15 protein-coding genes and 1 pseudogene are annotated in these 14,925 nt (G+C 36.1%); 11 read left to right on the top strand and 5 right to left on the bottom strand.

Annotated features, from left to right (window positions below; translation table 11 throughout):
- Window position 1: 1 nt before the first annotated feature.
- The 10 genes and pseudogenes from J580_RS09010 to J580_RS23790 form a co-directional block, all read left to right on the top strand.
- The gene (locus J580_RS09010) at window positions 2-1,165 is read left to right on the top strand and encodes a hypothetical protein (RefSeq protein ID WP_032003877.1); all 1,164 of its coding nucleotides are present in this window, start codon (window positions 2-4) and stop codon (window positions 1,163-1,165) included.
- Between the two features lie 731 nt (window positions 1,166-1,896).
- The gene (locus J580_RS0104095; RefSeq protein ID WP_032003876.1) at window positions 1,897-2,157 is read left to right on the top strand and encodes a hypothetical protein; all 261 of its coding nucleotides are present in this window, start codon (window positions 1,897-1,899) and stop codon (window positions 2,155-2,157) included.
- A gap of 101 nt (window positions 2,158-2,258) precedes the next feature.
- Entirely contained in the window at window positions 2,259-2,408 is a 150-nt protein-coding gene (locus J580_RS23635) for a hypothetical protein (protein WP_171071971.1), read from the top strand.
- A 12-nt stretch (window positions 2,409-2,420) separates the two neighbouring features.
- Entirely contained in the window at window positions 2,421-3,497 is a 1,077-nt protein-coding gene (locus tag J580_RS09005) for a J domain-containing protein (RefSeq protein ID WP_032003875.1), read from the top strand.
- An 82-nt stretch (window positions 3,498-3,579) separates the two neighbouring features.
- Window positions 3,580-4,278, top strand: coding sequence for a hypothetical protein (locus J580_RS09000; RefSeq protein ID WP_050675745.1), 699 nt, complete (start codon window positions 3,580-3,582; stop codon window positions 4,276-4,278).
- 58 nt (window positions 4,279-4,336) lie between these two features.
- Window positions 4,337-4,666, top strand: a complete 330-nt coding sequence (locus J580_RS08995) for a hypothetical protein (RefSeq protein ID WP_032003873.1) — start codon at window positions 4,337-4,339, stop codon at window positions 4,664-4,666.
- A gap of 81 nt (window positions 4,667-4,747) precedes the next feature.
- A complete protein-coding gene (locus tag J580_RS0104090) occupies window positions 4,748-5,038 on the top strand; it encodes a hypothetical protein (protein WP_032003872.1) in 291 nt (96 codons plus the stop codon).
- A gap of 55 nt (window positions 5,039-5,093) precedes the next feature.
- Window positions 5,094-6,143, top strand: a complete 1,050-nt coding sequence (locus tag J580_RS08990) for a DUF932 domain-containing protein (protein ID WP_032003871.1) — start codon at window positions 5,094-5,096, stop codon at window positions 6,141-6,143.
- A 122-nt stretch (window positions 6,144-6,265) separates the two neighbouring features.
- Window positions 6,266-6,517: a hypothetical protein gene (locus J580_RS08985; RefSeq protein WP_032003870.1), complete on the top strand. Its 252-nt coding sequence runs from the start codon at window positions 6,266-6,268 to the stop codon at window positions 6,515-6,517.
- Between the two features lie 112 nt (window positions 6,518-6,629).
- Window positions 6,630-6,773: pseudogene (locus J580_RS23790) on the top strand (YqaJ-like viral recombinase); the annotation flags it as partial.
- 44 nt (window positions 6,774-6,817) lie between these two features.
- Here J580_RS23790 and J580_RS08980 read toward each other — a convergent pair.
- From J580_RS08980 to J580_RS08965, 5 genes are all read right to left on the bottom strand, one after another.
- Window positions 6,818-7,150, bottom strand: a complete 333-nt coding sequence (locus tag J580_RS08980; protein ID WP_032003869.1) for a hypothetical protein — start codon at window positions 7,148-7,150, stop codon at window positions 6,818-6,820.
- A 615-nt stretch (window positions 7,151-7,765) separates the two neighbouring features.
- Window positions 7,766-10,501 (bottom strand): UvrD-helicase domain-containing protein, encoded by a 2,736-nt coding sequence (locus J580_RS08975; RefSeq protein ID WP_032003868.1) that lies wholly within the window; start codon window positions 10,499-10,501, stop codon window positions 7,766-7,768.
- 263 nt (window positions 10,502-10,764) lie between these two features.
- The gene (locus tag J580_RS08970; protein WP_155762373.1) at window positions 10,765-11,232 is read right to left on the bottom strand and encodes a hypothetical protein; all 468 of its coding nucleotides are present in this window, start codon (window positions 11,230-11,232) and stop codon (window positions 10,765-10,767) included.
- Entirely contained in the window at window positions 11,171-11,383 is a 213-nt protein-coding gene (locus tag J580_RS22985) for an excalibur calcium-binding domain-containing protein (RefSeq protein ID WP_081403605.1), read from the bottom strand. Before J580_RS22985 ends, J580_RS08970 begins: the two co-directional genes overlap by 62 nt.
- 147 nt (window positions 11,384-11,530) lie before the next feature.
- On the bottom strand, window positions 11,531-12,121 hold the full coding sequence (locus J580_RS08965; RefSeq protein WP_032003865.1) for a TetR/AcrR family transcriptional regulator: 591 nt from the start codon (window positions 12,119-12,121) through the stop codon (window positions 11,531-11,533).
- Window positions 12,122-12,303: 182 nt separating this feature from the next.
- Between J580_RS08965 and J580_RS08960 the strand changes: the two genes are divergently transcribed.
- The coding region (locus J580_RS08960) for a type VI secretion system Vgr family protein (RefSeq protein ID WP_032003864.1) at window positions 12,304-14,925 on the top strand (2,622 nt) is incomplete at its 3' end.

Genomic DNA, 14,925 nt, shown 5'->3' with positions numbered 1-14,925 from the left:
CATGAATCAAACATTCAAAGCAGAAGATAAGTTTGACTTCGTCATTAATTTATTGACGTCGTTAGACAACATTTGCTTTGAATCTGAGTCAAACTCAATAAGTGGTACGATCACTAAAAGAAGTCCTTTCTCTTTCGAATCCATTCACGATCAGCTAGAAAATTTTGAAATAGATACTTCTGATAACGATCAGAGCATAGGAAAAATATTAGTCCCTTTAACTGGTACTAATATTTTTTATGACTTGGATCATTACTTAAAAAAAGATAGTCGGAGGCTAGATGCTACGCCCACACGATCATTTTATATTTATGATCAATCTGTAAAATTTATTCCAGATACTGATTGTAGTAATAATGAGCTGAATAATGTCTTTGTAGTTGCAAACTTATTTTTGAATCTGAAGTTAATTTCTGATTTACATGGTGATGCGGGTAATAAATCATTTATTATTTTTGTTGGTAAGAAGAACTTAAAAATAAACTCAGAGTATGTTGCTGAGGATCTAAAAAGGGATTTAATTTTAGTAAAAAGTTTTATTCGAGATTATATTCAAAATGATTTTCATCAAGAAGATCGACATCTTTCTGTAATAAATGGTTTACATGAAGTTTTTAAAGAAAGTGAAATTTCACTATCTTCGTTTCTGAAAGGCTTTGATACTTTTCATAGAGTTGTTAAAAGTAACTTCCAATTGTATATGGATAAGTTCTCGTTTGACGATTTTAAGAATAAAGTTGAAGAGGATCGTAGAGAATACACAATTAAAATTAATAAAGTTTTCTCTGATATGCAAAATCAATTACTCACTCTACCAATAGCCACAGTGCTTGCTGCCGGTCAGATAGTGTATGTCTCTACTGCAGGAGATTTGATTAAGAATATTTTGATTGTTATTGGAATTGTAATTTTCTGTGTATTTGTCTTAATGCAAATTTCAAATCAAAACAGTACGTTGTCTGCATTGGACGAAGAGATAAAACTTAGAAAAAGTGAAATGGAAAAAAAAGAAGAGTCAAATCACAAAACTGAATATCTTGGAGTTTATACGCAATTAGATATAAGGATAGGTAAGTTGAATGAAAATTTGTCTTTAGTAAGGAATATAACTCTTGTCGCGACAATTTTAGTTTTTCTAGTTTTTCTTACACGCTTTTATCTTTGAATAAAGCTATTTAAGTGGTTTACTTTTAAGCAGAAAACATATGAGTATAGAATTGCTTAAAATTATGCCTTTAATCCTACTATTAAATATTATTAAATCTATCTAATACTATCAATTACTAAAAAATCTTATTTTTTATGTTTAAATCTTGTTGAGTAATATCTGAATGGTCTCCTTGTTGAATATTAACTGGATTTATTTAATGATTATTTTAAAACTCTAATTCAATGAAAAATAATAACAATCTATCGATTACTTACTCTATAAATCATTGACACCTTAAATTTTGCGCATTATCCTTGGCCTGCTGGCCTACATTGCCAGTCGGCTTTGACAGGCCGATTTATTGGATTGCATCAGAGTTATTCCTTCTGAGGGATAATTTTGAGGGTACTTCTCGTCTCCTCCCGTAGCGGTAGGACGGGAGTGGGACACTTTCGAGTGTGCTGGTGTCAATCCAATCCGGTCTGTCAACCCACTTTCGTTCTGCCACCATAATTCTAAATTAATGCTTTGGCAGGACTCCCAAAATAAAGGAGTTGGCTATGCATATTCTTTTTATACATCCCGATTAGTTATTAATTGAGTTTGATGAATTTCTGGTTTCTCAAGCTTTAGTTTTTTTCGTCTAAAATTTAACTTAATAAATATGTCATGTGAGATACACCGTGGCAGGGCTTCTTGTTGCCTATAAAAGCCTAACCTCCATGACCTTGTCACTGGATATAACGATGAAAAATAAAATTTTGATGGGTGCTATGAGTATTAGTTTTCTGATCATGAATGGCTGTTCTTCCGATTTCGAAAAGGGCATGAAGCAGGGGTGTCACAGCATGGGAGGCAGTCGTAGCTATTGTTCATGTGTCTATAAAAAAGTTGAAGAACACTATGGTCGCAAGGTTATGCGCCAGATTGAGCGTATGAGCTATCTCCCAAATGACCTAGACAGTGTGATGTATCAGTCAGGTGAGCAATGCGTAGATAAATTTTAACGTCAGATATTTAAAGCCTTAAGCAAATCATTGAATCACTTATTTCCTATTGACTTAAGCAATGGGAAGAGGTAGTGCAACTAAATTTAGGAATATTGATCATGAAACATCCATTTTTTACTTTTTATTTCACGATTGTGATTGGTTATTGGCTGTATTGTATTTGGGAGTATCCGGGGCATTATTCTGGTGCTTACTTACTCGGTCGTGCTCTGGGTTGGCCAGTTATATTGATACGTTGGTTCTTCTAGAGGCTTATGATGATGAGCATACTGGAACGAATCCAGCAAAGTCAGTGGGTGCCGTTATTACGAGGTAGTGACAACATTTATTTTGCGCCAGTCATTCCCAATAAAAAGCTACAAGGTGCCATGACCTATCTTCCTCATGGTGTAAGTCCCAATGATGTCTTGATGTTGATTGATGACACGGTATTTGGTAGTGCTAAGGTCGGGATGTGCCTCACTGCAAAGGGGCTTTTCTATAAAGCCAGCTTTGAAGATGAACAAGCTTATTTGTTTGAACATATCCAGCAGGTAGAAGCTGATATTGGAATACTCTCCAATTCTATTTTGATCAATGGTCATGATGAACTGAGCTTTAGTCAACTCGATAAAGGTGTGGTTCGTGCTTTGGTGGCATTCATAAATGAATGTTGTCAGGGGCTACACGGTAGACAAGGCAAGGGGCAGGCGATTACCAAGATTGATGCCGAAAAGCAGATCATAATTGATCTGTTTGCCTACTTCATTACCTTTAGTGCAGGGCAATGGAATAGTCGATCGAAAGCAGCAGTATCCGATCATTTCACTAAACTGAATGATAAGGCAGTGCATCAGTATGTTGAGAAACTACTCAAGGAGCAAAAGCGCTTCGACTATGAAGATCTGTTGCATCGTCTGGCAGACCTGAAAGATGACCTTACCTATAACTTCCGGAGGGAGATGATTGAGCAACTAGTCTATGCCATGGCACTCGGTCAGGTTGAGCAGAATCAGGCTGATCTGTTCATGACTCATTTGTGTCGTGTATCCAACGTCTCTAGGGCTGTCTTTCCAGACCTTATCAAAATTGTCTATCAGTGTATGGCTGGTGAGATGAACCAGAAGAAAGCTTCTGATCTGAATAACGAACAACTACAAGCATGCAAACTTCTTGATATCCCACCTCATTCACTTAGTGAACAAATCCTTCAAGTTGCTTACCGAAAAAAGATGGCTGAGTTCCATCCGGATAAATACCAGACCTTACCTGAATCAGTACGGCAGCTTATTGAGCAACAGGCACAGCAATTGAATGAAGCGAGAGCTGTATTAAAGAGATATCTGGACAATAACTAAGAATAAAGAATTTTCAAATACATATTACCTCAATGAAGGCAGCATCTAATGCGCCGTATATCTTCTATTTCAAGGTAACAATATGAATATGATAAAGAACAATGTTAATTCAGCCCCAAAAATACCGCCATTATATTGGCTGTTAACTATAGTCATAATGGTAGTGTTAATTGCAGGTGGAATTTTATTTAACCAACATCAAAAACGACAAACTGAACTTCAGTTAGCTCAACTGGCTTTAGAGCAATCAAAAGTGCGTGTTCAAACCTCTAGTACTCAAGCAGCATCAGAACCGGCTGAATCAGGTTTCACTGGAATTGAAAGTATGGTCGAGGACACTGAATCTAAAGCTACTAATTTACAAGCTGAGGATGAGGTGGTTGCAGGTGCAATAGCCGCAGTTGATCAGGCAAAAGCACAAGACACAAGTATTGGTCATCTAAGTTCAGAAGTAGATGTTGAGTATCATGAAGGAAAAACCTTAAGTTCCAATGCTTCCCGTTACGGATTAAAACCAATCAAATCTGCTTCAGCCGATATAAAAGCAACCATTCCTACCATTGATCAAATGCTAGTGTCGCATCTCATGAATGTGTGGGGCCGTTCAAGTTCAGATCAGGTGGCTAAACGAGTTGAAGGTTGGAGTCAACAAGGCAATACCATGACTTACCGTGCTGCATGGGACTCAGACCGTTACCAATGCACCTGGTATGTGGTGAGCTGGGATAAGAACAGCAATCAAGTCCTCAAAGAGGGATATCAGCCATGTTTTGGTCACTAATTAAAGCTGGCCTGTAGCATTCATTTAATTATCACTTTACTTAATCAGAGAAAATATCATGAACTCAATCAAACTTATCGCATGTGGAATTTTAAGCCTTTCAGTCAGTTCTATTGCCTTTGCTAAAACAGAGCAGATTACACTTAAAGCCAATGTCTATTACGGAGAAGAATCAGTTGTATTCCCAACGACTAGAGGAGAAGTTATTTTAAATAGCTATGCAATACCAGCTAAAGTTGTTCCCCATATTAAACCTTATAAGAAAGGGCAATGTTTAGAAATCAAATCTAAACATGGTTTCTTCAAAGATACTGGTGATGGGCAATATATTGAAAGTATTCGACCTTGTACTAAGAAAGGTTTAGCGACTCCAAAAGTAAATCGTTAAGTTAAAAAACGTCATAAACCTAATCACACCACAAGCAATTGCTTGTGGTTTTTTTATGCCTTTTATTTAGAGGAGACCACTATGCATCAATGTCCTTACTGTCATTCGAGACATCTGAAATTACTACGGCAGTCAGAACAAAGTCACCAAAGCGTATTTGCAAAGCTTTCCTCATTCTCCCCCATGTCTCTTGCAGCAGCCTGTATGCAATTGTCAAAGCGAAGTCCTGTTCACCCACTCGTTGGCGGCTTCGTTGGTTTAGTTGTAGGTGGCATGTTTCTGCTCTACGTCCAACATCAAGACACGGTGACGTTGCATTATCAGTGTGAGCAATGTCTGGAACACTTTGAAATTAAACAGTCGAGTTTTTAGTAACTCTTATTTTCACAACATTCAAATTATTTAAATCAATTAAAGGAAATCAATTATGGCACATCAAGTTGAAACAATGGCTTTCGTTGGTCAAACCCCATGGCATGGTCTGGGTAATCAGCTATCACAAAATCAGCCAATAGAAATCTGGGCAAAGCAGGCGGGTATGGACTGGCGAATTGAATCATCCAATGTCAGCTATATGGCAAAGAATGAACGGGGACAAAATATTCTGATGCCGTATGAAGATCAGCGAGTGCTTTATCGTTCTGATACGCATGAACCGTTATCAGTTGTGAGTCAGCGTTATCAGGAAGTGCAACCCATGGAGATATTAAACTTCTATAAAGACCTGACAGAACAATCTGGTTTTGAGCTGGAAACAGCAGGAGTACTCAAAGGTGGACGTAAGTTCTGGGCATTGGCAAGAACAGGACAATCAGCAGCACTGAAAGGAAAAGATGTCAGTAATGGCTATATTCTTCTGGCAACTGCTTGTGATGGGACATTAGCTACCACGGCTCAATTTACATCAATTCGTGTGGTGTGTAACAACACTCTAGCGATTGCCTTACGTGGGCAAAATAATAGTGCAGGTGTAGTGAAAGTTCCACACAGTACCAAGTTCGATGCCGAGAAGATCAAGCAGCAACTAGGTATTTCGGTTCGTGCATGGGACGAACACATGTATGAAATGAAGCAGCTCAGCCAGCGTAAAGTTACCCAACAGGAAGCCGCAGCCTACTTTGATGCCGTGTTCAATAACACCAACCTGAGTATTGCTGAACAGGATGAAAGTATCATTCAGTTCTACCGTAATGTAGCTACGCCTAAACAAATCAACTCATCCAAAGCCGATAATAAAACCGAACCTAATGGCCGAGCTATGTCTAAGGTGATGACCATGTTTAACGGACATGGACGTGGGGCCGAGTTAGCTTCAGCTAAAGATACGGCGTATGGGCTGCTTTGTAGTATTACCGAGTTTGTCGATCACGAACGACGTGCGATTTCAACGGATCACCGGATGGATTCAGCATGGTTTGGGGCAGGAGCCAATCTTAAACAACGTGGACTGGAGCAGGCATTGAGAATGGTGTATTGAACTTACTCAGCTATTTAATGATTTCCGACTTTAAGTCTAAATAAAGGAATCCATATATTGAAAATTTATGAAAAGCCTTCATAAAGAAACATTTAGTGTATTGTAAATAGAGAGTGCAAAGAATGGGCGGACAATATTCAAATGGTCTTATCATTGAACAGTTGCAAGATGGATTTTTATTGTTAATTAACAATAAAAACCTTTTTGATTTTTTGTGGGTGAAGTTTGCTACAGATTTCGGGCATGAGCGTTTTATGACAAACGTATCTGGTCATTCTCCAGATTATAGAATTCATATTCAAGGCTTAGATGCGCATGTATTAGAGCAGGATTTAAAATTTATCCCCGCTGATTCTCTAAATCAATACGTTTAGACACTAAATTAGATCACAATCAAACCACATCTTCGGATGTGGTGTTTTTATGCCTTTAAAATATAGGAGCCAATTATGGGGGCAAGTCATGACGAGTCAATAGCAACTTTTTATAGGTCCACCTGTTCGAGCAAAAACCTATTCACGTCATAACAGACAGGGTAATCAAGCCAAGCGATTGCTAGAAACCAAACAGATGAGCCGTGAACAATGGCTACAAATACGAAAACAGAGGATAGGTATTAGTGATGCAGCAACAACAAATGAAGGCTCAATTCTCAAACGGGCTATTTGTGAAGATTAGGAAGGATTTATTTTTCTTGCTTTCATTTCGTTAAACTTTTCTATAATTTCTTTATTTTTTTCTTTAAATTCCGGTGAATTATCAATTTTTAAATCCAAATTTTCATCTCTACCATCTTCATTTTTTCTTGAAAAAAGAAAAAGGATATCACCACTACTAGTGTCAGAAAATTTACAATCAATAATATCAAGAGTAAATTGTCCCATATTCGTAGCTAAAATTAAGAAACCGTCCGTGGTATAGCGAGCAAATTTAATAATTGCTTTAGCTTCTTCATTTGAGGTCGATTTTAGATTGAATAAATTAAGAAATTTAGCTATCAGTTGCATATAAAAAAATGATCCGTTTTAATACATCAAAATAAAAATTATTTTGTAAAGATGCTTATCTTTATAATAGAGATACTATCTATAAAGCAATTAGGACATCCAAATTTTTTAATTTATATTTTCTTTTTTTTGTTTGAAATGGGATTTTATGATGGTTGATCGTTAAATTTAAAAATTTAATTACTTAAAACCCTTTTTATTTTTGTGCTAATTATTGGTTGTATGGTTGGCAAACGCCTTTGTGAGGAATTTGATAGTTTCTACTATAGGCTTACCCCCCTACTGGTTTTGATGCAAAAGTCGCTTTATTAATATTGATAGGACTGGGAGCTTGGTGTGTATTTATCTTTAGATTTGGCTTTTTGATTTTTAAAGATAGATTCATGGAAGATTTTTCAATTTTCCATGTTATAAGTCTAGTTCTGACTCTTGGCTTATTGAGTGAAGCTTGTGATAAGTTTTTTACATACTGGCAACAATCCTCCGAATTAGTGAAATTTTTAGCATACTCTTCACAATATTATCCTATTTCTAACTATATGAAAAAATTTCCTGAATGGTGAACTAACATTCGAAAAGGATTATTTAATGATAGTTCAACGCACTCATTAGAATTCAACGTTGTTTTAAACTCTTAGTGTAATCGCAAGTTGGATAACGATCACAGCCCAAAAAATTACCAAATTTTCCTGTCTTTTTCCTTAAACGACCTTCTTCACATTGGGGACATAACCATTCAGGTGGTATATTTCTATTGATTGATTTAAGTTCATCCTGTGGTATATAGATAAATTCTTTAAAATTCTGCTCTTTAGTGATTTCCTCAAGGAATACTGAATTAAGTTCACCAATAAGAAAGACTTTTTCTTTTGCACGAGTCAGGGCAACATAAAACAGGCGACGTTCCTCAGCAAAAGCATGCGTCTCTGGTTGTGGCAATACTATATTTAATAATGGATCATCTTCTTTTTCTGAAGGGAAGGCACTGCTACCACTGTTTAATCCGACAAGAATGACATAGTCTGCCTGTAAACCTTTGGAAGAGTGAATTGTTTTAAACTCAATGCGACAATTTTTAAGAAATGGCAAAAGATTATCTAAATTCGGTTTATTGTGGTTATAGCGACCTAAAATATAAATAGATTTTTTACCTTCAGAGTTTGTATTAGCATTATTGATTTCTGTAAGTGTCTTAAATAGGTATTCATGAATCTCGTGTGTCTTCGTTAAAAAGCTTATCTCAACAACTTTATTACTTGTCTTATCAATGGCATTCACTACTTTTTGAAGCTGAGATTTATTTTTTTGAATAAAACCACTGGCTACATTGGCAATACCCTGATTTGAACGGAATGTTTGGGTAAGTTGTGTCTGTTTAGTATAGCCAAAGACTTTTTCAAATTGAGTAAAAATACTGATATCTGAGCCTGCAAAACGATATATGGCTTGCCAGTCATCTCCAACGCAAAATAATTTTGCTTCAGGAACCTGATTCAATAAGGAAAGAATGAGTCTAGCTCTAGCCTGTGAAGTATCTTGGAACTCATCCACGATAATCAGCTTAAAAGGACTTTTGTATTTGTTTTCATTTATTAATTGAGCAGATTCAATCAGTAAGTCATCAAAGTCATATTCTTTACTGGTTTTTAATAACTGGTCATATTGTTGGTAAACTTTGGAAAATAGTTCTAAAAAAAGCCTTTCCCGTAGGCTTAGGAGAGGTCTGGCTAATAAATCGGCCATGTTGACTTGATTAGACTTAAAATGGTTTAAAAAACTACCATAAAGCTCATTGGTCCCATATTCAAAGATTGACTGTGCTTTAGAGTTGATCTCGGCAAGACTACGAGGTCTAAATTCTTGTCCTCTTGATTTAAGCTCTTGTTCCAATTTTTCAAAAATTGAACCTGTAATAAACTGATGGAAGGTTGTAGTGATTAAATCAGTTTTATATTGTTTATGGATTCCGGACTTCCATTTCATATCATCCAGATACTTTTGTCCAAAGTGTGCAGGTGGCTTACCATGCTGATCTATAGCGTAATGTTCAAGATATAGATTTATTTCAGGTAGGTAAAAATCGGGTTTATATTGACGGTGGTTTTCATTAGCTGTGTCATGTTCATATTTTTTTTCATATTGGTAGGGAACTCCCTGACTATATAACCAGTTGGCTATCGCTTTTTCGCCATGCGATTTAACAATTTCTCCCTGATAAGTTTCGAAGCCATCTTTGAATCTATCAAATGATCGTTTTTGTGCTTTTTCCCAATCATTTATGGTTTTAAAAGCAAAGGGAGATAACGGTGGTCTTAAATAAGCAGTTTTAAATAAAAGATACTTTTCTTGAAATTCTAGATCAGTTTCAGTCAAATTTTGAATGATTCTATTTAATAGTGGTTGAATCCTCACTGCATCTTCAGAAACTGAAGGGCTTTTACCTGTTGCTCTACCAATTACCTTAACACCAAATTTATGAAAATTAAGTGCTTCAACACCAGTATTAAATTGAGTGAGAATATCTTTTAATCTAAGGTTAATACGTTCATTGAGTTCTTCACCTGCATTTTTATTGAAAGCGAGGACTAAAATCTCCTCAGGTTTGTAGAGCCCAGTTAATAAGGCATAGCCCACTTTACCAACTATCGTTGAAGTTTTTCCAGAACCAGCCGCTGCAACTAATAGATTGCGATCTTCAAAAATGATAGAGGAAATACGCTGTTCATTAGTTAGAGGGGTACTTTCTACCTGATCAAAAAAACTTTTAAATACTTTTAACTCGCTTTCAACAAAACATTTATTTTTAGCGTCAATGGCGTAGTTTGCTTTGATCGGCAATTCAATAAATTGTCGAAGTTGTTCAAACAGATTTTGTAGATCAGCTTCAAATGCAAAAGAGCTATCTCGTTCTATGAGATTGCTAAATTTTTCTACGAAGTTTTTTGCTCTCTCTGATAAGTCTGCTCTAAATAGACTACATAGGCGATGAGATAAGTAAATATTTTGTTGGATAAAATTTTGATACTCTTGTAAGTATGGCTTTAGTACTTCCTTAATCGTATCCGCATTTTTCTTATTATTTAAAAATTCAATATCATTTAGTAGATTTGATTTTAAAACTTTAGCTTGTGAATTGAAAATTCCTTTAAGTACATAATTTTGTTCTGAAGTAGATAGTGTGACAGATGACCAAATCCAGCCACTTTGAATATTTATATCAAGTATTTTGTCCAAAGTAAGGTGATTGGTCTGCTTATTGAAATCTAACTTTAATTTTGGAAATGTGTAACTTAATTTCCAGTTAGTAGAACCCGTAAAAATATAGCTAAGTAGACTGGGTTTTAAATCCATAATTATCTTTTTCAGAATTTTTAACGTTAAAAAACAGAATATATTTTAGTATATTTTTATAAACATCTCTAAACAAAGTTTTTGGTTTAGACGGGCAAAAGTTCAAACTCTAAAATGAGGAAAATGATTGAGCAATATCTAAACAATAAATAATAGGTAAAGCGCACAGAACAGAGTTAAACCAGCAAAAGCCCTACTATAGATTACTATGTCACATTAGATAATTTGCCGATCATAAGTGCATATAGAATTTTTCCCCCAACTTAAAATTCGCTTTTATCATCTGTATTAATCCAATTTTTCACTACATCTTCGTATTGGTCCATGTATTCAAGTTCAAAGGGTGAAATAATAAAGGTACGACCATTATTGTATTGTTTGAACATAAAACCATATTCAATGTTAAAACCCTTAGGATTTGGTAGAAAAAACACATAAGGACCTCTTGTAAAATCTCCTTCCCAACCTATTTTTTCAGCTAGTTTCTTTGCTTGAAACCATCTATGGGTAGCACTTAATAACTCTTCATTTGCTGTGCAATTGGGCTCAGAAAAATCTGCATTCAAAAGCTTCTTATAGAACTCATCTAAGGGAAGAAGATAATCCCAGTTATGGTCAACTACAAAAAAATTATAGCCATATAGCAACATAGTAATTTTCCTTAAAGTATTACTTCTTTTTAGCCTTCGGACATTTTTTTCCACTTCCACCAGGAAGACAATCGCAGGCACTTCCATCTCCATCGCGATCTAAACTTTTATGTCCAGGTTTCTTTGCATTGAAGTAGGCTTGAGCCTCTTGATGCGTTTTAAAATCTTTGCAGTACTTAGCAAAAGAAAGGGAAGGTAAGCAAAGTATTAAAGATAAAAGAAAGATTTTCATAAAGAATTATTATTTAAATGGAGTAAGTAGCTATATTTGCATACCAATATCTAGTCGACAATACAGATAAATAAATTTTTATTTATCTAACCAATTGTATTGGTACCTATAGCTAACAATATATCAGCATGGTCAAAAATAAATGCCTTACTTCTTATTTTTTTCTAGTTCAATCAATATCTGAATAAAATCCCATGTTTTTTCAGGTTTAATCGGAGCTTTCTCATAAACTGAGCTATTGATGATGCCATCCAGAAGCGAGGTAAATAGATGAGCAATAGCAATAGGATCATTCAATTCCAATTCCATCAAAATAGAAGTGGTGGTGTCGAATAACCAATTCCGATATTCATCCAATACGACCAGAATAGATGGGTATAAGTCTCCTATATCCATGCGTGCTTTATGAAATGGGCACCCTTTGGCATCATTTTGATTTACCCAGTCAATATACCAAAGATAGAGTTGCTCTAATTTTTCTAACGGTGTTGTTTGTTCTGCGATATGCTCTTCCACAGCCATTTGAATATTGAGTTTTAATTCCTTTAAGCACGCAAATACCAATTCTTCTTTCGATGGGAAGTTTTTATAAAAGGTCGCTTTAGCAACATCCGATTCTGCAATAATACGGTCTATACCGACACTGACATAGCTTTCTTGAATAAAGAGCTGCGTTGCTGTGTTTAAGATTATTTCTCTTTTTGCCTGCTTTTTTTTGAATTTTATTTCTGCATTCATAATGGTTTAGCGCAATATGCCGAAGTATTATGCTTTTATTCTAGTGTATAGAAGGGATTGTAAGCTAGTCATCAGAGAGGGGATTAATATAAAAAATAGACAGATCTGTATTTTTTGTGAAATTGAACTGAACAGACCGTTCTGTTAAAATTGTTTCAATTAATAATAAATCTTTTATCATAATGTTGAACAATATATTTGGTATTTTAGAAAAAATAGGATTTGGTGCTCAAAAGCGTGCGATTAATGTTCGGTTTTCAAATACAGAGCTTAATTCACAAATAATGTTGCAACGTATTGATGGTTATCATGGCATTAATGATGGACTATCAGCAGAGCTTATTTGCTTATCTACAAACCCATATATTGAATTAAAACAGTTTATTGGATGTCAGGTTGCAGTTGACCAAGTGACAGATTCAGGTCAGCTTTTTAGAACTACGGGTATTGTCACTGGCGCTAGCCAAGGACAAAGTGACGGCGCTTTCAGTCTGTACCGCTTGACTATGCAGGATGCAACGAGCTTATGGCATAAACGACGCAATAGCCGTGTGTTTATGAATAAAAGCGTAGTAGACATTATCGAAGTCATCTTTAAGGAATGGCAAAGTAAGAGTCCTTTATTTGCATCAAGCTTACAGTTAGATACGTGTGGTTTAACCAAAACATATGATGTACGCCCGTTTTCCATGCAGTCAAATGAAGGTGATTATGCATATTTAACGAGGATAATGCGTGAAGAATCGATTAACTGGCTTGTGGATGAGGCAAGTTATCTTGTAGCAAGTAATAGCCAAAGTATTGAGGCACAAAAACTACGTTTAATTGATGATAATGCTCAGTTTCAATCGCTTGAACGTAGAACTATTCGTTACCATCGTTCTAACGCAACTGAACAATATGATAGCATCACTAGTTTTATTGCTCAGCGACAGTTACAACCAACCGCTATCCATGTACAACGTTGGCAAGCGGATAGTCTTAGTCAGGAAGATGCCAGTGGCTCAGTGGTCAGCTCACATCAACACAGCGCTCTACGAGATAATGAAAGCTTAAGTTTAGAACAGGCGTGGAATATATCTCCTGCTTGGATAAGCGATCTTAAAGGGGAGGATCAAGCGACCGCTTCAAGTAATTCTCAGTTAGAAAAACTGAATATGCACTTAAACCAATATCAGGCATTACAAGCCAAGTATTTTACTGCACATAGTAGTGTACGTGACACTCAAGTCGGTTATTGGTTCCAATTACATGATTATCCAGAGTTAGAGAAAAATCATAGTCAGCAAGATAAAGAGTTTTTAATCCTCAATAAGCACTTTTATAATCAAAATAACCTACCCAAAGATATTCAAGACCAAGTTGAAAAACTATTGACCTTAAGTCACTGGCAAAACAGTAAAGATAGTGAACAAGAGCGTCAGGCCAATGAATTTGTAGTTGTTCGTAGAAATATTAATATTGTGCCCGAATATGATCCATTGAAGCATCGCCCCGTTGCCCATGTTCAACGTGCCAAAGTGGTTAGTGATGGTGAAGAAATTCATGTGGATGAATGGGGACGAATTAAAGTCAGATTCTTATTCACACGTACCGATGACCATGCCCATGATGGCGGTGCAGGCTCCAATAATAGCGATACAGACTCGGCTTGGGTAGACGTCCTCACTCCTTGGGCTGGTGAAGGTTACGGAGCACGTTTTTTACCTCGTAAAGATGAAATCGTAGTAATTGATTTCTTTGATGGCAACATTGATCGCCCATTTGTGACGGGACGCATCCATGAAGCGCAGCGTTCACCAACGAAGTTCGATATTAAAGGGCAATTACCTGACACAAAAAAACTGAGTGGTATTCGTTCAAAAGAGGTTGACGGCAGTGGGTATAACCAACTCCGTTTTGATGATACGACAGGGCAGATTAGTGCTCAGTTACATAGCAGTCATGGTGCAACACAGCTTAATTTGGGGAATTTAAGTCATCCGAAAGATAAAGCGGAAAGTGAAGGACGTGGACAAGGCTTTGAATTAAGAACAGATGAGTGGGGAGCTATCCGTGCCGCTAAAGGAATACTTTTAACTTCTGAATCGTCAGAACAAGCACAAGGCGAACAACTAACAAGGTCGAACATAAAAGAGAATATTAATTTTCATACCGAAAGTAATAAATACTTTAAAGAACTTGCTTCAGCCCATGAAGTAGATGAGCCAGATTTAGATTCACAAGATTCACTTAAAGAGAAATTTGATAAATGGAATGAAAGTTCAGATGCTTTAGTGGCTTTGCATAGTGAATCAGCAATGATTTTAGATAGCAAAGAGAGTTTGCAACTTGCTGCTAAACAAAATATCGATGTCAGCACACCAAAAAATCTGCAATTTTTCACTGGTAAAAGTTGGATTGCAAAAGCATTAGATAAAATTAGTATTTTTGCCAAACATGCAGGTATCAAAATTAAATCGGGTGAAGGTGATGTAGAACTAGCAGCACAAAAAGGAAAAATGACTTTATCTTCCAAACAACAAATGCATGTTTACTCACTTAATGATTTTGTCCGAATCGAAAGTGGAAAAGGAATTTTGATTACTGCTGGGGGCGGATATATCAAAATTCAGGATGGAAATATAGAAATTGCATGTCCTGGTTTAATCGAACTTAAAGCTGGTCAAATCCAGACAAAAAGCGGTGCTTCACTTTCGAGCCAATTACCAGCAATGCCAGAACTAAAATCACAATATGACGAGCATTTTATTTTGCATTATCCAGACGGTGAACCTGCCAAGAATCTGAAATACCGAATTACG

This window comes from Acinetobacter sp. 1542444, from assembly GCF_000581835.1.
Classification (GTDB): Bacteria; Pseudomonadota; Gammaproteobacteria; order Pseudomonadales; family Moraxellaceae; genus Acinetobacter; species Acinetobacter pittii.
Note: the sequence above shows the minus strand (reverse complement) of the source record. Positions and strands in the feature narration are given on the sequence as shown.